A 17,323-nucleotide genomic window follows, 5' to 3' on the forward strand; every position below is an offset into this window, starting at 1 on the left:
CCATCACCCTTCTTCTGTCACTTCTTCAGTCACTGCCGACTGTTTCAACCAATTCAATAATAAATCCACAAACTGTTCTCTTGAAGCCATAGCTGCAATCAACCAGTCTCCGTTACCAGCAGAGCTCATCCGAAATATCCAGTTCATTGCAGGACACAGGACAAAAGCTGCCCGTTGTGACTCCCACTCTCTGCCGTTCCAGACCAGCAATTGCAATTCTCCCTCGGCTACACGGGAACTCAAAGACTGAGCCAGTCTCATCGCCCCCTCTTCATCTCCGCTAGCTTCGGTTAGCTTACTGCTGATTTGAGACAAACTTTCTCCAGCAGATTGCTCGTAAATTTTATTAAAAGCCTGCTTGGAAAACATAAGCGCGGGAGATTCAGGTACAAGCCGATCAACCCAGCCCATTTTATCAATCAATGTTTCGCAAGCCTTTTCCACATTACCCAGATCGTACAGACGATATTCATCGGGTTCGTCAACAGATTTCACAAGCTCCACCACACGCTCATTCGTGCAATGAAGATAGCCTTCAAACTGCTTACCTCCCTTTACATAGCGTATACGGCAAGCCCTGTTGGATAATCCCGCGATAGCAACTCTTGAAAAAACGGTAGGAGGCATAGCCAGCTCTTTGCCCTTATCGGCTTGCTTCAGATAACCCTTTTCCAGAAGAGCAGCTTTAACCTGCTCCCACTCTTCCGCCAACTCCTCTGCTAGATAGCCCTTAAACGGATCTTCCACCCCAAGCAGTCTGTCAGAGCCCAATACGCCTGCCAGAAAAAACAGTTCCTTTGCCTTGAGGGTTATTAACTTCTGCTTGGAAGCTTGAAACGTTAACATTATGAGCCACCTCCCTTCAAACTACAACATGCCATCGGTCACGAATTTTCGTTATCCAATCCTCACAGCTCATTTGCTCTGAGAAGGGAATCGCCGCTTTTATCCTGGTAAATTTGCGTCGTACGTAGTATCCCTGCCCAGGAGGCAGGACTTTTAGGCCACCAGCAGCAGCATTTGCTTCCGAATAAGGGATACGAAAGAACGATAAATCATTCGAATCCAGTGTTCCAAAAAGCATACCGCTTTGGCTTGCCTTGACATCATTAAACCAATCCACACCAAAGGTAGGGAAATCAGATGGCACACCCGATAGCACGACATGCACATTGCGATCACGTCCCAACCGTACAATGGCGGAAAGCTGATCCTTTATCATAAAATCGTTCAGTTGCTTGCTTAACATATCCGCATCATCAATGACCAGGAGCAGTTCGGGATCATTCCCATCCTTGCTCCGTTGTTGAACGATATCATGCACCTGTTGTACCAGAGGTCCCATTTCCTCCTCGCTTTCGGCAGCAGCCTTGACATGAGGAAGATGTCGTAATCGGGATAGTCCCCCGCCTCCATAGCGTGTATCGATCGTATAGACTTGCATTTGATCCGGTGACGTGTAATAAGCGAGCGAAATAATCCAACTCATCAGGAAGGAGGTTTTTCCACCCTCCATTGGACTACCTACGATAAAATTAGGCCCTTCTTTCAAATTCAGGAGAAAAGGCTCAAGATCGTCACTCTGTAGGCCTACAGGTACTTCGTAAGGAAGCGCACCTGATGGTCCACTCGTCCGATCCCACTGCTGAAGTAATTCCAACAGTGGAACGCGCTCAGGCAATGGGAGAATGGCGGGTGCGTGCTTGCCCTTCCATCCCTGCACAATGCCAGCGATATTGCGACGCAGTTGTGCTGATCGTTCCGCCTCATCTTCTCCTGGTGAAGGGAGTGCCGTCTGGAACTCCAGCGGAGGAACATGCCCTTTAACCAGAGCCCGACCCGGAATTAACGGCCCTGGTGTTTTGGCTGGTCGTCCTACCGCATAATAGTAGTCACTAGGATCAGCCAATTCGAAAGAAACAGCATTAGGTATGTTACTGCGGAACTTCTCAAACACATCGGTAATCCGGTTCGCTGTAATGATGAACGTGATACCTAGACTGCCTCCTTCACGCAAAAGAGATTCCAGCAGTTCATTTTCATCCGGATAAGCATTTCGAAAATTAAGGTATCCATCAATAACTACGACAATTTGCGGAACATCCTCGACAGCAGAACGTCGAAAAGAACTTATTGTTTTGACGCCAGCCTCAGAAAGCATTTCCTTGCGTAGGGCCACCATCTTGAATAGATAGCGGAACAACCGTTTAATCCGGTCATCCTCCTCGGCCATCATAACAGCACCGATTTGTGGAAGCTCTCCAAAGTCGCGCATGGTTCGACCCATGTCAATGATATAACCGTTCCAATGATTCGCAGCGTAACGCAGAGCCGTGGACATCAGCAACGTATGCAAAAAGGTCGTTTTCCCCATGCCCGGCATGCCATACACAGCCCAATGACCATGATCCAGCGACGCATACATCGGCTCCTGCCGTTGATTCGGCAAATCATCGACCAGCCCAATAAGAGACTTGAGCTCCAAGGATGATGATGTACTATCTATTTCGGTACATTGCGGTAGATTAGTTAAATCCAACATTTCTGGCAGCGGTGGAAGCCACGGTCCCTGAAGACGTTCGATTCCTGCCTTAGCTGCTTCTTTTGCAATATAATCAATAAATATTTGAAGCTGTTTAGGAGCTTCTTCTCCCTTTAAGCCTGAGCTTGCCCGTTCGCCACCCGTCAATAGCGCTTCACGTTTCCCGTTCAGTCTCACTTCATGAACAGGTAAGGCAGAAGAAATGTCTCTGTTGCCTATATACGGCGCACCGCTCCAAGCAAATTGCATTTCTTCAAACACTTCGTCGCTACCCACTTGAAAATATCCTCGTCCCGGCTTCGTTATCCACGCGGCATTCGGTATTTTCAACATATCACGGCTATCACCTTCACTTTGCACCCGCAAGCAGATCCGGAACCTGGAGTTACTCCAAATCTTATCATCTACAACACCAGCAGGCTTTTGAGTCGCCAAAATCAGATGGACACCTAATGTCCGCCCAATCGCGGCAATACTGATTAGCTCGTCCATAAATTCTGGCTGATCCCGCTTTAACTGTGCAAATTCATCAATAATAATAACCAGATGAGGCAGCGGTTGTTCCTGCCGCTGCCGGAGTAGTCTGTAATATTCATCAATATGCTGTAAATTGCCCGCATCGTTCAATATCTTCTGTCGACGAACCAGTTCTGCTTTAAGAGATATTTTAGCACGCTCAATCAAATTATTGTCCAGATTCGTGATCGTGCCCACAACATGCGGCAAGTTAACGAACGTGTTGGACATGCCACCACCCTTGTAATCGATCAGCATAAAAGCAAGATCATGCGGGTGAAACTCAGCAGCGAGCGAGGCTACGATAGACTGAATAACCTCACTCTTCCCTGAACCTGTCGTACCGGCGATCAAGCCATGGGGACCATGACCTTGACGCTCTATTTTATCATGCAGGTTAATCATAATTTTTTTGCCGCCTGCCCGCACGCCCATCGGCACGGGTAATGTATCAGGATGGCGGTTACGTCGCCACCGGTCTGCCACATCCAGTTCTTCCACACTTGCTACACTCATCATATCAAAAAGAGGCAGAACAGCGGGAATATCAGAAGCCGAAGAACGCTTCAAACGAATAGGCGCCATGTACCGCGCCAATGCATCGGCTTCCTCTTTGGACAAACGATCCGGTTTAAAACTTTGCTGTTCAACCTCCGCTGATTCTGATTTAAGGGCATATACACCCTGTTCCTTGGAAGCCTCCACAATCAGCTGACACTGCATTGGCAAAGCCTCTTTACGAGAAGCCAGCACAATCGTACACGCATCTATGGCTCGGCCGTCCTCTAGCAACAACGGCAGCAAAGGTTCTTCCTCAATCAGTTGGGTATCAGATAAAACAATGACATAACACGGCGCTTCCATACCTTTGCCCTGACGGTCATTGCGATTATTTTTTCGGCGGTTCAATCTGGCAAACAGAAAGTCAGCTAATTGATGGGCGCTACTACTGCGGTCTGACATCATTCTCTGGATTCGGTCATCATCCCACACATGCGGGAGCCAGCGCATCCAAGACCATTCACTTTCCTCTCGCTCATCATAGAAGGAGGCAATTTTCACTTCATCCGGCGAATGACGAACCGTCACTTGTGCCAAGATGACTCTTAACGCAGCCAGGGTATGCTCCCGCTCGCCGACCAATCCAACCACTTTGGATTGAAACAGCGGTAATGTGATGGAAGCAGCGTCCACCAAACGAAATTCTTCCTCCAGTTCATCTGCAGCCCCCAACAAGGGATCACGGTCATAACCGTCAGGTCGTGGAATTTGTAGTTTAATATGAAAGGGAACTTGTCCGGTCCCGATACGTACCTGCAAAAAATCTTCATCCTCTGGTGATCGTTCCCAAAGAGAACTGTTGCGGTTTTTTACGATTTGAGTGCATATTTGCGGATCACCGTGAATTTCATATAGTGTGCGAATTTGCTCTTCGCGTTTCATTTCGAGTTCTTCACGATGCTTTTGGAGCTGTTCCCGATACATTCGGTCCCGCTCCTCCAACTTGCGCTTATATTCCTTCTTATTATTTAAATAGACGAAAAAAGGAATCGTATAAGATGTAAGCATCATGACCACAGTAACCATTTGGAACATCAAATAGTTACTGTTGCCCATCTTGCCTGTTCTGCTCATATATACGTAAAAGCCTACAGTCACCAACGTCATCATTAACGGAATAAGTATAGATATAATAGAAAAAGACGGCTTGCTCGGCTCAGCCGGAGGCCGCAAAATCTCCAGCTTCTCCTCTCGGAGGGCCGGTCTTAATCTCGGGGATCGCTGGTATAATACATTCAAGACAAAAGTCCCCCTTTTCGCTTACTATTTCATTTTACCAAGGTTTCATATTATTTCATGTGTGTATTTACCCATTTTTTTCAGTTTGAAACAAAGAACGCCTTCCATATACAGGCGCCTCGTCCTGAGTTGTCGAAAAAGCTCGCTGAATGCGCACAGTACAGCCTTCCCGCAAACCTGCTCCTGTGAGTAGCTGGTTATCCTCCACTCTGAACCAAAGCCCTTCTGGGAATTTTGCTTCCATAATATATTGCATGCCTTCAGCCGGAGGCTCACCAAAAATACGCACACCCAGCATCAATTTTAAATGTTCCACCGAGTATTCATCAGCCACCTCAATATCAAACCACTCTGTTTCCTGTCGTCCTGAAAGCACGGTCAGGATCATCTGTCATCCCTCCCGATCCTTAATTTATACAGCAATACTCACGCAAAAAGCCTATTTCTACGGAAATATGGCTATCGTAACTGTAGCATCCGTCTATTAGACTGTCAATTTGTTACAAAATACCCACGCTCAAAATAAAACAATGACTTTAGGCATGCTTAAAATTAATGCTAGAGTCATATGAATCAAAAATAGGTATTTACAAAATTTAATTTGCGTGCTTACGTTATTTTGTCGATTAGTTAGAACTAAATTCGATTGTTACCCAAATTGTTGTGAACACTTTGTAAATTTTTCAGACCTTTATGTTTTTATAAGGTGTTTTTAAGGTAATTTTAAGAAACGGGCACTACAATAAAGCCATGAAATAACTCAGGTGAGGTGATTTTTGTGAGAACATTAATTACATTTCAAAACAAACGTATTCCCGTATACTTCAATCAAGAAAATAAGCAACCGGTACAAAAAACCTTAAAACTTCTAAGTAATACTTTGGAGAACAAAATCTCCAGCGGCAAGCGTGCCCTTCAAAAATGTCTTAACTCTTTGATCAGTATAGAGATTGTCGGTTGTGAAGCCATCCTGCATAGCGTTAGTGAAAATGATTCATTGGCATTGTCCCTCTATTAAGAGGGACTTTTTTTTGTTTGCATTAGACACAAAAAAGAGAGGGGCATTTCGGCACCCTCTCCAAATCAGCGGTTTTGAAACATGCTACATATGACTTACCTCAGCCTATGCATTTGATCGGACTCTATTTATAGTATTCTGCGATAACCCTTTTTACCGCCTCGTTCCTTATTCTGCGCCTTCTCAATTCGTATTCTAAACAGTTCTAGTAAATTAGCGCGTGTATGCTCTTCCCGGCAGTTGTCCAGCTTTTTTAAGATAAAACGGTCAATGGACATATGACTCAGGCTCCTTTACAGCAAGCTGCCCCTGCTTTTCAAGGGGATGGTCAGGCTATCCATTTTTAACCATTCCACCTGTTGTTTAAACACGCACGCTTTGACTAGGATAAAGCATGCGGGATTACATACCCTTTAAATAGGGTAAATACATAAAGTTTCGAAAGTTTTATCAGTATAGCCTGGAAGCTACGGACAAGGAGCGAGCAAAAACCATGAGTAAGCACATGATGACCAAAATAAGCTGGAACCTTTTATGTATGTTCTTCATCCTAATTATGCTGGCTGCATGCAGCAGGGAGAAAGCCTCAACTCGAAGTATGGCCCAACACGAAGCTGAAGCACGTGCCTATACCGTGACAGGTAATCCGAACCAAGCTGCATCATCCCTTGATGAACGAGCCGCCAACGATGCACCTGTCCATCAGCAAGGCAGTAGCTATGTCGAAATATCAGGTGACATAAGTATTGATAAAAATACAGTGAAGGTTACAGGACATTCTAACCTGCCTTCTGGAGCACGGATCAAAGGGAATCTTGCAGTCAAAAACTCTATGTTAACCGGATACACGGACGAGGCAACTATTCAAAAGGACGGAAGTTTTGTACTCCAAGTGCACCGACCTGGTATACAGGGTAGTATGGATCTGACTGTTCTATTTCGCCCGGATGACCAAGACAAAGAAATACGAAATTTGTATGGTAGTGGTGGCAATAAATTAGAAGGCCCTTATGTATATCAATACGAAGAAAACGAACAACTTTTGCAAGAAATTCGGATAGGTGCTGAGTTTGATCCTGAACAAGATCGACATGTCCCTCTAATCAAGCCTGTCTGGAACAAACCAAAGGACTACGGTAGCCCTCAAGTGTGGATTAAGCCTGATGTGAAGCAGAAAGGAAATTATTATCATGTATATGCACGCAGCAATTTGCTCGAGGGTTCGGACGTCAAGCTCACAATTGATTTTCCGGGACGATGGCAGTTTGGCTACGATGATCAAACCAAGGTCATGCCTGATGGTTCCTTCAGCATGAGGGTCAAAAAGCCGAGCCTTGCCAACCGCTACACCCTGGTCATAAGTTTCGAACCAAACGAAGATATGTGGACCAACGCCAAACAGGCTTACGGTACAAATGGAGAACGTCTTGCGGGATCTTTAGTTAAATCCGCAGACGACAAAGAGGGCTCCAATCGGATTGAAGCCCGTGTCCAAATTCAACCCAAATCGTAACTAGGCAGCCAAAGGAATCCTATATCGTCTAGACGTTATGGCTGTATCGTGACCGGCGTTCCTATACTTACCTTCTCCTGAAGCTCCAGCACATCCTTATTCTGCATTCGAATACAGCCATGTGACACCATCTGGCCAATGGACGATGGCTCATTGGTGCCGTGAATGCCATAATGCGGCTTGGACAGCCCCATCCAGAACGCTCCGAAAGGACCGCCCGGATTGGGCTGTTTGTTAATAATCGTAAACTGCCCATGCGGTGTCTGTGTAGCCACCTTCCCAATACCGACTGGATAACTAAGAACGATCTGACTTCCATCTTTTAAATATAGACGACGATCCGATAAATCCACCACAATGCTGTAGTTCGGCATATGTTCACCCCTTTACACCATATGCCGACTACCACATAGATTTTCTTATATTTCTACAAATGATGTTACAAAACAGCTCGGCTTACCACTCCACATCACGTCGCCAACCGCTTCGCTGATCCTTACGGCCCGGAGTTGTACTTGAACGGCTATCCTTTCTACGTCGGTCTGCTTCCTTGCGTGCCTGATACTCTAGTTCCCGCTGCATCTTGCGATAATTGTTCACTCTAGATTCTGATAATTCCCCTTTTTGGATAGCTTCCTCCACCGCACAGCCAGCTTCTCCCTTATGCTTACAATCGGCAAAACGACATTGCTGCGCGGTTTCTATAATATCGGCAAAGGTATGAGCTACACCCTTGGAATCATCCCACAGATTAAGCTCGCGCATCCCGGGTGTATCCAGCAAAACAGCTTGCTTTGCAATGGGAAAAAGCTGTCGGTGTGTGGTTGTATGCCTGCCTCGACTGTCTTCCTCCCTCACATCCTGTGTCAGTTGAACTTCTGCTCCGGAAAGCCAGTTCACTATTGTGGATTTGCCACTACCAGAAGAGCCAGTTAAAGCAACCGTACAGCCAGGTTGAAGAAACGCTTCCAGCTGCTCTCTGCCTTCGTTCTGCAAAGCAGAAATAACGATAACAGGTACTCCAGGAGCAACTCCCTCCGCTTCTGCAACCCGCTGTTCGACATCGTCACAAAGGTCACTCTTACTCAACACGACAACCGGGTTTACGCCGCTATTCCAGGCCATTATTAAATACCGTTCTAATCTGCGCATATTAAAATCATGATTCAACGCATTAACAAGAAAAAGCGTATCTACATTGGTTGCGATGAGTTGCTCTTTCGTCTCAAAGCCCGCGGCCTGTCTAGATATTTGGCTTTTGCGTGGCAAGACAGCATGGATTACTGCATCCGATACTTCGTCCGACGTGGTGATGGCCACCCAATCCCCTACAGCTGGCATTTCCGCTGGATCAACCATAGCATGCCTTAGCTTACCTGAAGCAGCTCCCCAGCGTTCCCCATCCATCGTAATAAGCTTCACCTTTTGCCCATAATCGGCAATCAAGCGGGCAGGACGTATCTGCGTGTTTCCTGCTCTTTCCTCATAGCTTTGCTTCCATTGGTCCCAAAAACCGTTCCAGTAATCAGACCAACCGTAATCGTGTATACTCATTATTTTCCTCCTGAAATTATGTTTAATTTTTCTGGATGTAACGTTACTCGATAGGTGTACATTTTCTCTCCGCAAACAAACAACGCAAAAAATCCGCAGGGAAACCCCTGCGGAGGATATACAGTTCAGGCGATGTGATCCGTTCGTTCACATATGCAAGCAGTCTTACATAGACCACTCCCAAAACCAACAAACGGATAACAAAACACTTGACCATAAAAAAATCCGCAGGGAATCACTCCCTGCGGATTTCGTTGGTTCTACTGTCCAACCAACTGCTGAGCTAAGACTATAGATCTAACAGTCTTTAGCTATGCATCGTCCGTGCGGGAGACAAGTCATTCTGCTGCTGAACCCATCCACTCATGTTCGTACGCATATAACATCGCCTCCTCCTAAAATTTCCTTTATCATACAAGTCCATCAATTGTCTGTCAAGGCTGATTTCAAACATTTTAAACTATTTCAAGTTTCGTTTAACGTACCTGATCCCATCGTGTCCACATTTCACGCGGGTTCAATTCGTACATTTCCCGTTCTCTGTACATAAACTGATGCATGATCAGTTCACGCCGAATCGTCGCAAAATCCTCATGGTATTGCTTGATCCATTCGTTTAGTTCACGTTCAGGATAGATGCGGCCTGGCTCCAGCTTTTCGGCGAGCATCTGAAGTACGATCAATTTTTTCTTATACTGGGCAGGAATTTGACGTAACTTGCCGTCCTTGGCAAAAAAATTGCGTAAAACCGTTGCTTCCAACGTTTCATTCAGTTCGGACATATCTTCCTCTTCCTCTCCTTTTTCAAAGATAAAACGCACAGTCGCCTCGGCATGCTGCCGAATCAGCTCTGGATTCAGTGTAAAATACACCGTGTTTTTATCACGTCGTTCCTTAATTAACCCAACCTCACGGAGTTTGGAAGCATGATGCGTAACTGTAGGCTGTGATAGGTTCAGCTTTTTCGCCAAAGCTTGGCCATGCATCTCCCCACGGGATAAAAGGAGTAATATTCGCATACGTGTCGGGTCCGCAAGTGCTTTATGATAATTGACCATTTTATCTAGTTGCATTGTAACTGCACCTCTTTTCACTACTACAGGTTTGCTAAGCAAGCGAATTCGCTTAATTTAAATAGATATTCATCTAATTATATGTATGTTAAAAGTGTCTGTCAATTCTTCCCTCACATTATCTCTTTCTGAAAACGGCTGGATATTATGCACACATTACGGTAGGATTATTATTTGAAAACTTCTCACATACTGTGCTATTTGCATCAATTCTGAGATCCGTTTGACGAAATAAACCAATATAACTGGAGGTTCATCCAAATGCACGACGTAATCATTATCGGTGGCGGACCTTGCGGACTATCCGCTGCAATCGAATGCAGCCGCAGAGGTTTGCGAACGATCATTATTGAAAAAAGCAACATCGTTCACTCCATTTTTCTGTATCCGACAAATATGCAGTTTTTTAGCACCGCCGAACTATTGGAAATCGGTGATGTTCCGTTCAGCACTCCCAATGACAAGCCTTTTCGTCATGAAGCACTAGCGTACTATCGCAAAGTAGCCTCACATTATAACCTGGACATTCAGCACTATGAGGAGGCTCAATCCATTCAGCGGCAGGAAGACGGTACATTTACCGTACATACCCTAAGCAAACGGGAAATAACCAAGAGCTATTCGACACGCTATGTCGTAGTGGCTACGGGATATTTTGATCATCCGAACTATTTAGGCATTCCTGGGGAACAATTGGATAAAGTCACTCACTATTTTAGCGAAGCCCATCCCTATACAGGAACCCGGGTCGCAGTCATCGGCGGCAGTAACTCTGCGGTAGATGCAGCAATGGAATTGGTGCGGGTCGGGGCTACGATTGATATGGTTTATCGTCGCAACGAGTTGTCTCCATATATCAAACCTTGGGTTCGTCCATTGTTCGACAGTATGGTACAAAAAGGGAAGATCACGCTTCACTTAGGCGCACGCATTACCGAAATTCATGCAGATCATGTCATCGTCACTCCGATGAACACAGAAGCGTTCGAGCTCGAAAACGATTTTGTACTGGCACTTACAGGATTTCACCCAGAACGAAAACTACTGGAGTCTGTCGGCGTCCACATGGCTGAGGATCTGGACAAACCTGAATTTAATCCAGCCACGATGGAAACTAACATCCCAGGTATATATGTCGCCGGGGTCATCGCTTCAGGCAGCAATGCCAATGAAGTGTTTATTGAAACAGGTCGCTGGCACGGGCGTCAAATCGCCGAACATATCCAAAGTTAAACGATCGAAGGAGAACAACTGAATGGATTACAGCTCACTTATCTTACTGGTACTAGCCGGCCTTGGAATTATCAGTGGCAACTCAACCGTGACGATTGCTATGGTTGTACTACTACTGCTGCGGGTAACCAGCTTTCATACTGCTTTCCCCTGGCTTGAAAAGTATGGCCTAACGATCGGAATAATTATTTTGACGATTGGGGTCATGACCCCGCTAGCCAGCGGTAAAATCAGCATCAATCAGGTGACAGAGTCCTTCCTGCACTGGAAGTCCCTGCTCGCGATTGGTATCGGAATTCTGGTAGCCTACCTAGGCGGCCGCGGAGTAACTCTGATGTCCGGACAGCCTATTATTGTGACAGGTCTACTGATTGGGACCATCATTGGCGTTGCCTTCTTTAAAGGGGTTCCGGTTGGACCTCTGATTGCTGCCGGGCTGCTCTCCTTATTAATCGGTCGCTCCTAAATTTCTAGACACAGGATTGAAAAGAGCCGTTCAACAAATATACAAATGAATGATAGCAATCTGCATATCTGGCTGAATTCAGTCCCGCTTTGTGTTATACTCATATCGCATAATTTGGTAAATGCAGGAGGCTTGACCGATGTCTCGACAATTTGTAACGGAAGCTGTAATGGTGGCTATATACGGCCAGTTGCTTACATCTCCCGCCCCTGTGGAATATATAGTGCCCTACACATCACTGCTAGAGCTGTACGAATTCCAGGACAGCACAGAGCCTCTCATGGATAACCCTATGGACGATCAACATGTGAAGCGAAAGGTAAGTGAGCTAATCAGTTATTTTGAAGAACCGTTGAATCAGAAAAAAATTCGGCGTGCCCTTCAGATGCCTTGGGCGAAAAGCTTGCCTATCCTATTCGATGCCAATACATCACTCATTGTCATTAATGCAGTTGATACGGCGCATTACGGAGAATATTTTGATCCGATTGAAACCGAACTGGTGTTGACAGCTCAGCGTGAAGCATTACCCATCCTGACTGATCAATTAGACTGGATCCACCGCATTATCGAAGCTTCCGTACCTGTACATGTGTACGATATTGATGATTTTGATTTTGCAGTCGATGGTCCGATGTTTAACAACCCTTAACATACGACATCCTGCCCTAACCACAATAAAGCGGCGGAGTATCATGTGCAGGTTCATCTCCTGCCACACGATACTCCGCCGCTTTTCATGTCCATAAACCATTACTGGCACGCTATTTTTAACGTGGAGGCATTAAGCTTGTTCATCCTTTTCATAGGTGTAAATAATGTCGTCATGTTCCTCCAAATACTTCACTTCCAGATGATGGCCTTTCAGATACCAGTAATCCTGATCCTCCATATAAAACGTAATGCCAGCCGCTTCATGCTGTAATGCGGGGTGCTGCGGAGGCTCTACGGCAATTCCCAGAGAAAAGCCTGGATGCAACCCACCGCCGGAACTATAGCGAACAAAAAAACGGATGGAATCTCCACGATTCAAACCAAGCTCCTTAATGTACCACTGTGCCGCAGGTTCAGTTACCTGTATGCTCATGCGTTATGCTCATCTCCTTGTACAAATGACGTCTTGCCAACTATATCATAGCATCTTTTGGAATAACGACCAACCGTCTCTCCCCATGCGGCTTCCTGGACAAGTCATATACATTTTTTTGAAAAAGGTTTGACAATTCGCAAAAGAGGGTGTTAAGATTCAACCATACGAGATCCATTTTGAAATTTATTACCAATTTGAACGATAACTCATGTAAGAATGAACCCATTTTGAGGAAGAAAGGAGTGTTTCCGGTGCTAAAATTTATGATTGTATTTCACCCACATCTACAAACACAACAACTTCATACCGGAGCATCTCCCCTGTCGCATCCTTCAGAATTGGGCCATTCCTGTTGTATGGTTTAATACGAGTGGCTGCCTGCGTTTAAGCAGTTTTTCAGTGGCGAGTATGCTGAGAATACCTGCGCGCCATATGATATTGAGATTTAAGGCATATCGTCTGCGGACGGTATGCCTTTTTTGCGCCTGTTGCCGAATCATACTTGTGGCAGCAAGCCGCTGTTGTTTCTTCAAAATGGTACACAACTCTCGAATGAACTTGACATGAAAGGATGGGATTCCTCTTGTTTTCAGTACTCAAAAATTTAGGCTGGTTTTTTAAAAGAGAACGAAGCCGATACTCCATTGGATTGTTTTTGCTGATTGCGGTTGGCGTTTTGGAGCTCGCTCCACCTCGGCTGCTAGGCAGCGCCATTGATGAGATTGTACGTGGATCGATTTCCTGGTCTTCGCTTTGGCGTTATATTTTGTACATCATAGGGATTCTTGCCATCATCTACTACATTACGTACATATGGATGCACAAGCTGTTTGGTGGTGCTAATCTGGTGGAGCGCCTATTGCGTACACGTTTTATGAATCATTTGCTGCGGATGACCCCTCCATTTTTTGAACGCAATCGTACAGGTGATCTGATGGCTCGTGCCACGAACGACCTTCGCTCTGTAGCAAGTACAGCAGGCTTCGGTATGTTGACATTAACAGACTCCACTGTCTACCTTACCGTTGTATTGGTTGCCATGGGCACCCTGATTAGCTGGAAGCTAACACTGGCGGCCATTCTGCCCCTTCCTTTTATTGCGCTGGCCATGAGTATTTACGGTAAAGCCGTACATGAGCGTTACACACTGGCACAGGATGCATTTGGCGATATGAACGACCAGGTGCTGGAGTCGGTGGCAGGTATCCGTGTCATTCGAGCTTATGTGCAAGAACGAATGGACGAAAAACGTTTTGCCGATATTACTGAGGATGTGTTTCGTAAAAACTTAGCAGTTGCCCGGATGGATGCTCTCTTTGAACCGACGATCCGTTTATGTGTAGGACTTAGCTACGTTATCGGTCTCGGGTATGGTATTTATCTGGTATTTCATAACGATATCACGCTAGGCGAACTAGTATCTTTTAACATGTATCTAGGAATGATGATTTGGCCGATGTTTGCTATTGGCGAGCTGATTAACATTATGCAGCGCGGTAGCGCTTCTCTGGACCGGGTCAATGAAACTCTCGATGTCCAGCCAGACGTTCAGAATGTAGCTCAACCTGTTCCAGTGGATCGTCCCGAATCCATCACCATGAAAGACGTGACTTTCCGTTATCCTACCTCCACTGTTGACAATCTGTCACATGTGAACCTGGAGCTCAAACGCGGAGAAACACTAGGGGTCGTTGGTCGAACAGGCAGCGGGAAGTCCACTTTGCTCAAACAGCTATTGCATGAATATCCGACTGGCAGTGGTGATATTTTAATTTCCGGCACCCGGCTGGAGGACATTGCAGTAGAACAATTACACAGCTGGATTGGCTACGTGCCGCAAGAACAAATCTTGTTCTCCAAATCGGTGCGCGAGAACATTCAGTTCGGGAAACCCGGGGCAGATGATGACGACATCATGGAAGCGATCCGTACGGCTGCCTTTGACCAAGATTTGGGTACCCTGTCCGATGGGCTGGATACACTGGTCGGAGAAAAAGGCATCGCCCTGTCCGGTGGTCAGAAGCAGCGTGTTTCGCTTGCGCGCGCCTTTATCGGTGATCCAGATATTCTAGTGCTCGACGATGCACTGTCAGCAGTAGATGCTCGCACGGAAGCACGTATTATTGACAATATCCGGCATAAGCGCTCGGGTAAAACAACCTTGATCTCCACTCACCGTCTATCGGCTGTAGAGCATGCAGACCGGATCGTCGTGCTGGAGCAAGGACGCATTATTGAGGAAGGAACCCACAACGAGCTGCTTCAGGCTGACGGATGGTACCGACAACAATATGAACGGCAACAAGTGGAATCTGATCTGACCTCAGGGGAGGTATCCTAATGAAACCCAATATCGGCAAAAGACTGTTCCAGTATGCACTGACGAGCAAAGCGGGTTTTATTGCCGCTCTTATCGCCTTGGCTATTGGAGTAGCCGCCGAGCTGGCCGGTCCCTTCATCGCCAAAACGATGATTGACGACCATATGCTCGCTATTGAAAAACCATTTTATGAGACGACTAGTGTGGACGGCGGTGTAAGTTATGCTGGAACCCATTTTAAACGTGAAGATCGCTTTGAAGCCGGGGAGGCCAAAGGGCGCGAAGCGAGGATTTTACAAGTTGGCAAATCTTTTGTATTTGTCGATGGCTCTGTCCAAGTAGCGGATGGTAACCGATCCTTTACGAACGGTACGTTGACCGTGACACGCGGCTCCGACACCTTTCATTACAAAGCCAAGGCTTTAACCGCTGATGAGCTGTATAGCTTTTATAAACCAGAAATGCCCGGCATCTTTCAGCTGATTGGGTGGTATTGCTTCTTTTTGGTCGTTTCGATTTTTGCCGAGTTCGGCAAAACATACTGGCTGCAATCCTCGGCGAACAAGGTCATTCAGAAGCTTCGACTTGATCTCTACGCACACATTCAGCGCTTGCCAGTTTACTTTTTTGATAACTTACCCGCAGGCAAGGTCGTATCCCGTGTTACGAATGACACGGAGGCAGTCAAAGATTTGTTTGTGGCTGTACTCTCCAACTTCACTTCAGGGATTGTAACGATGACAGGGGTATATGTTGCACTCTTTTTACTGGACTTCAGACTGGGTCTGATCTCTCTATTTATTGTACCGTTACTGATCTTATGGATCATATTGTACCGCAAGGTTGCAACCCGCTATAACACGATCATTCGGTCCAGACTCAGTGAGATTAATGCGATTATCAATGAATCCATTCAGGGGATGTCCATTATTCGCGTATTCCGGCATCAGAAACAAACACAGCAAGAGTTTGAAGAGTTGAATGATGACTATATGAAGCATCAGAATAAAATGCTGAATTTGAACGCTTTTACTTCGCATAATTTGGTCAACGTATTGAGAAACCTCGCCTTCGCTGTCGTGTTGTGGTATTTTGGATCTGCGGCGCTTGGCACTACAGGTAGTGCGATATCATTAGGGGTATTGTATGCCTTCGTCGATGTGTTGGGTCGATTGTTCCAACCTATTACAGGTATGGTCAACCAGCTCGCCGTACTGGATACTTCCATCGTATCCTCAGGACGTGTATTTGAATTGATGGACGAAACTGGAGAGCCGGTGACAGACGGTACTATGCCGCGTTACAAAGGCCAGGTAGAATTTAACGACGTTTCCTTTGCCTACAAAAAGGATGATGTGCTTAAGCATATTTCCTTTACAGCACAGCCTGGTCAAACGGTTGCCCTTGTCGGGCATACCGGATCAGGTAAGAGTTCGATTATCAACCTGCTATTCCGGTTCTATGATCCGCAAAAAGGGACGATCACCATTGACGGAACGCCTGTCAAAAATATTCCTAAGCAATGGCTTCGCCATCATATGGGTATTGTTCTTCAAGATCCATATTTGTTCACAGGCACGGTAGCCTCTAATGTCAGTCTCGGAGACAGCAGAATTACAAGAGAGCAGGTAAATAAAGCGCTGCATGACGTTGGAGCCGACAAACTGTTAGCCCATTTGCCCCAAGGATTTGATGAGCCTGTTATTGAAAAAGGCAGTACCTTATCCGCCGGGCAACGCCAGCTTATTTCGTTTGCTCGCGCGTTAGCCTTTGATCCTGCCATTTTAATTCTGGATGAAGCTACCGCCAACATTGATACCGAAACGGAAGCACTCATCCAATCTGCTCTTGAGGTGCTCAAAAAGGGACGTACGACCTTTATCATTGCCCACCGTTTGTCCACCATTCGTAGTGCAGACCAAATTTTGGTGCTGCATCGGGGTGAAATTGTTGAACGGGGTAGCCATGACGAGCTTATGGCCCAAGGCGGACGTTACTTCCAAATGTATCAACTCCAGTCAGGAACGGTTGCAGCTGAATCTGTGTCTTCCTCAGCTACATCTTCTGCGCAAAATGACTTACTTACAGGCAAAATCGCATTTAAAGCTTAAATGATACTAGAGCTTGGGCTTACAATTAACATTTAGCATTAAAAAGCCAGCGGTCTCCATTCTTATGGGGGAACTCGCTGGCTTTAT

The 17,323-nt window shown here is 46.0% G+C and carries 16 protein-coding genes; 7 read left to right on the forward strand and 9 right to left on the reverse strand.

All coding sequences use genetic code 11. The annotated features are described in order from the left end of the window. Positions 1–3: 3 nt before the first annotated feature. The 3 genes from C0638_RS22735 to C0638_RS22745 form a co-directional block, all read right to left on the reverse strand. Positions 4–846 carry a hypothetical protein gene (locus C0638_RS22735; protein ID WP_025679804.1) on the reverse strand — a complete coding sequence of 281 codons (843 nt, stop codon included), beginning with the start codon at positions 844–846 and terminating at the stop codon, positions 4–6. A gap of 16 nt (positions 847–862) precedes the next feature. Next, positions 863–4,858, reverse strand: coding sequence for a type VII secretion protein EssC (essC, locus tag C0638_RS22740; RefSeq protein WP_058710499.1), 3,996 nt, complete (start codon positions 4,856–4,858; stop codon positions 863–865). Between the two features lie 67 nt (positions 4,859–4,925). Then, on the reverse strand, positions 4,926–5,246 hold the full coding sequence (locus C0638_RS22745) for a hypothetical protein (protein ID WP_013370783.1): 321 nt from the start codon (positions 5,244–5,246) through the stop codon (positions 4,926–4,928). 390 nt (positions 5,247–5,636) lie between these two features. On the opposite strand from C0638_RS22745, the gene C0638_RS22750 reads away from it, so the two are divergent. Further along, positions 5,637–5,876, forward strand: coding sequence for a hypothetical protein (locus C0638_RS22750; protein WP_013370782.1), 240 nt, complete (start codon positions 5,637–5,639; stop codon positions 5,874–5,876). Positions 5,877–6,004: 128 nt separating this feature from the next. Here C0638_RS22750 and C0638_RS25470 read toward each other — a convergent pair whose 3' ends face one another. Continuing rightward, the gene (locus tag C0638_RS25470; RefSeq protein WP_023988262.1) at positions 6,005–6,154 is read right to left on the reverse strand and encodes a hypothetical protein; all 150 of its coding nucleotides are present in this window, start codon (positions 6,152–6,154) and stop codon (positions 6,005–6,007) included. 215 nt (positions 6,155–6,369) lie between these two features. Between C0638_RS25470 and C0638_RS22755 the strand changes: the two genes are divergently transcribed. Next, positions 6,370–7,389: a hypothetical protein gene (locus C0638_RS22755; RefSeq protein ID WP_013370780.1), complete on the forward strand. Its 1,020-nt coding sequence runs from the start codon at positions 6,370–6,372 to the stop codon at positions 7,387–7,389. Positions 7,390–7,424: 35 nt separating this feature from the next. Here C0638_RS22755 and C0638_RS22760 read toward each other — a convergent pair whose 3' ends face one another. The 3 genes from C0638_RS22760 to C0638_RS22770 form a co-directional block, all read right to left on the reverse strand. After that, positions 7,425–7,763 (reverse strand): L,D-transpeptidase, encoded by a 339-nt coding sequence (locus C0638_RS22760; RefSeq protein ID WP_013370779.1) that lies wholly within the window; start codon positions 7,761–7,763, stop codon positions 7,425–7,427. A gap of 82 nt (positions 7,764–7,845) precedes the next feature. After that, complete coding sequence (gene rsgA / locus C0638_RS22765) at positions 7,846–8,943, reverse strand: ribosome small subunit-dependent GTPase A (protein WP_058710500.1); 1,098 nt, start codon at positions 8,941–8,943, stop codon at positions 7,846–7,848. Between the two features lie 476 nt (positions 8,944–9,419). Beyond that, a complete protein-coding gene (locus tag C0638_RS22770) occupies positions 9,420–10,016 on the reverse strand; it encodes a DUF2087 domain-containing protein (protein WP_013370777.1) in 597 nt (198 codons plus the stop codon). Between the two features lie 261 nt (positions 10,017–10,277). On the opposite strand from C0638_RS22770, the gene C0638_RS22775 reads away from it, so the two are divergent. The 3 genes from C0638_RS22775 to C0638_RS22785 all read left to right on the forward strand — a co-directional run bounded on the left by C0638_RS22775 (position 10,278) and on the right by C0638_RS22785 (position 12,367). Beyond that, complete coding sequence (locus tag C0638_RS22775; protein WP_058710501.1) at positions 10,278–11,249, forward strand: YpdA family putative bacillithiol disulfide reductase; 972 nt, start codon at positions 10,278–10,280, stop codon at positions 11,247–11,249. A gap of 22 nt (positions 11,250–11,271) precedes the next feature. Further along, complete coding sequence (locus tag C0638_RS22780; RefSeq protein WP_058710502.1) at positions 11,272–11,715, forward strand: DUF441 domain-containing protein; 444 nt, start codon at positions 11,272–11,274, stop codon at positions 11,713–11,715. A gap of 139 nt (positions 11,716–11,854) precedes the next feature. Further along, positions 11,855–12,367 carry a hypothetical protein gene (locus tag C0638_RS22785; protein WP_013370774.1) on the forward strand — a complete coding sequence of 171 codons (513 nt, stop codon included), beginning with the start codon at positions 11,855–11,857 and terminating at the stop codon, positions 12,365–12,367. A 132-nt stretch (positions 12,368–12,499) separates the two neighbouring features. Here the strand turns inward: C0638_RS22785 and C0638_RS22790 are convergent, their stop codons facing one another. Then, on the reverse strand, positions 12,500–12,802 hold the full coding sequence (locus C0638_RS22790) for a HesB/YadR/YfhF family protein (RefSeq protein ID WP_016821022.1): 303 nt from the start codon (positions 12,800–12,802) through the stop codon (positions 12,500–12,502). Between the two features lie 335 nt (positions 12,803–13,137). Then, the gene (locus C0638_RS22795) at positions 13,138–13,338 is read right to left on the reverse strand and encodes a hypothetical protein (RefSeq protein WP_230877356.1); all 201 of its coding nucleotides are present in this window, start codon (positions 13,336–13,338) and stop codon (positions 13,138–13,140) included. Between the two features lie 50 nt (positions 13,339–13,388). Between C0638_RS22795 and C0638_RS22800 the strand changes: the two genes are divergently transcribed. Next, positions 13,389–15,146, forward strand: coding sequence for an ABC transporter ATP-binding protein (locus C0638_RS22800; protein ID WP_058710503.1), 1,758 nt, complete (start codon positions 13,389–13,391; stop codon positions 15,144–15,146). After that, positions 15,146–17,236, forward strand: a complete 2,091-nt coding sequence (locus C0638_RS22805) for an ABC transporter ATP-binding protein (RefSeq protein WP_058710504.1) — start codon at positions 15,146–15,148, stop codon at positions 17,234–17,236. The genes C0638_RS22800 and C0638_RS22805 overlap by 1 nt, the downstream gene beginning before the upstream one ends. The last annotated feature ends 87 nt before the right edge of the window (positions 17,237–17,323 follow it).

This window comes from Paenibacillus sp. lzh-N1, assembly GCF_002872435.1.
GTDB classification, from domain to species: Bacteria; Bacillota; Bacilli; order Paenibacillales; family Paenibacillaceae; genus Paenibacillus; species Paenibacillus polymyxa_C.

What these genes read in the sequence shown, in the direction of transcription:
- C0638_RS22755 (WP_013370780.1), top strand. Translation starts at nt 6,370, where the DNA reads ATGAGTAAGCACATGATGACCAAAATAAGCTGGAACCTTTTATGTATG.
- C0638_RS22805 (WP_058710504.1), top strand. Translation starts at nt 15,146, where the DNA reads ATGAAACCCAATATCGGCAAAAGACTGTTCCAGTATGCACTGACGAGC.
- C0638_RS22790 (WP_016821022.1), bottom strand. Translation starts at nt 12,802, where the DNA reads ATGAGCATACAGGTAACTGAACCTGCGGCACAGTGGTACATTAAGGAG.
- C0638_RS22780 (WP_058710502.1), top strand. Translation starts at nt 11,272, where the DNA reads ATGGATTACAGCTCACTTATCTTACTGGTACTAGCCGGCCTTGGAATT.
- rsgA (WP_058710500.1), bottom strand. Translation starts at nt 8,943, where the DNA reads ATGAGTATACACGATTACGGTTGGTCTGATTACTGGAACGGTTTTTGG.
- C0638_RS22770 (WP_013370777.1), bottom strand. Translation starts at nt 10,016, where the DNA reads ATGCAACTAGATAAAATGGTCAATTATCATAAAGCACTTGCGGACCCG.
- C0638_RS22760 (WP_013370779.1), bottom strand. Translation starts at nt 7,763, where the DNA reads ATGCCGAACTACAGCATTGTGGTGGATTTATCGGATCGTCGTCTATAT.
- C0638_RS22745 (WP_013370783.1), bottom strand. Translation starts at nt 5,246, where the DNA reads ATGATCCTGACCGTGCTTTCAGGACGACAGGAAACAGAGTGGTTTGAT.
- C0638_RS22775 (WP_058710501.1), top strand. Translation starts at nt 10,278, where the DNA reads ATGCACGACGTAATCATTATCGGTGGCGGACCTTGCGGACTATCCGCT.
- C0638_RS25470 (WP_023988262.1), bottom strand. Translation starts at nt 6,154, where the DNA reads ATGTCCATTGACCGTTTTATCTTAAAAAAGCTGGACAACTGCCGGGAA.
- C0638_RS22735 (WP_025679804.1), bottom strand. Translation starts at nt 846, where the DNA reads ATGTTAACGTTTCAAGCTTCCAAGCAGAAGTTAATAACCCTCAAGGCA.
- C0638_RS22785 (WP_013370774.1), top strand. Translation starts at nt 11,855, where the DNA reads ATGTCTCGACAATTTGTAACGGAAGCTGTAATGGTGGCTATATACGGC.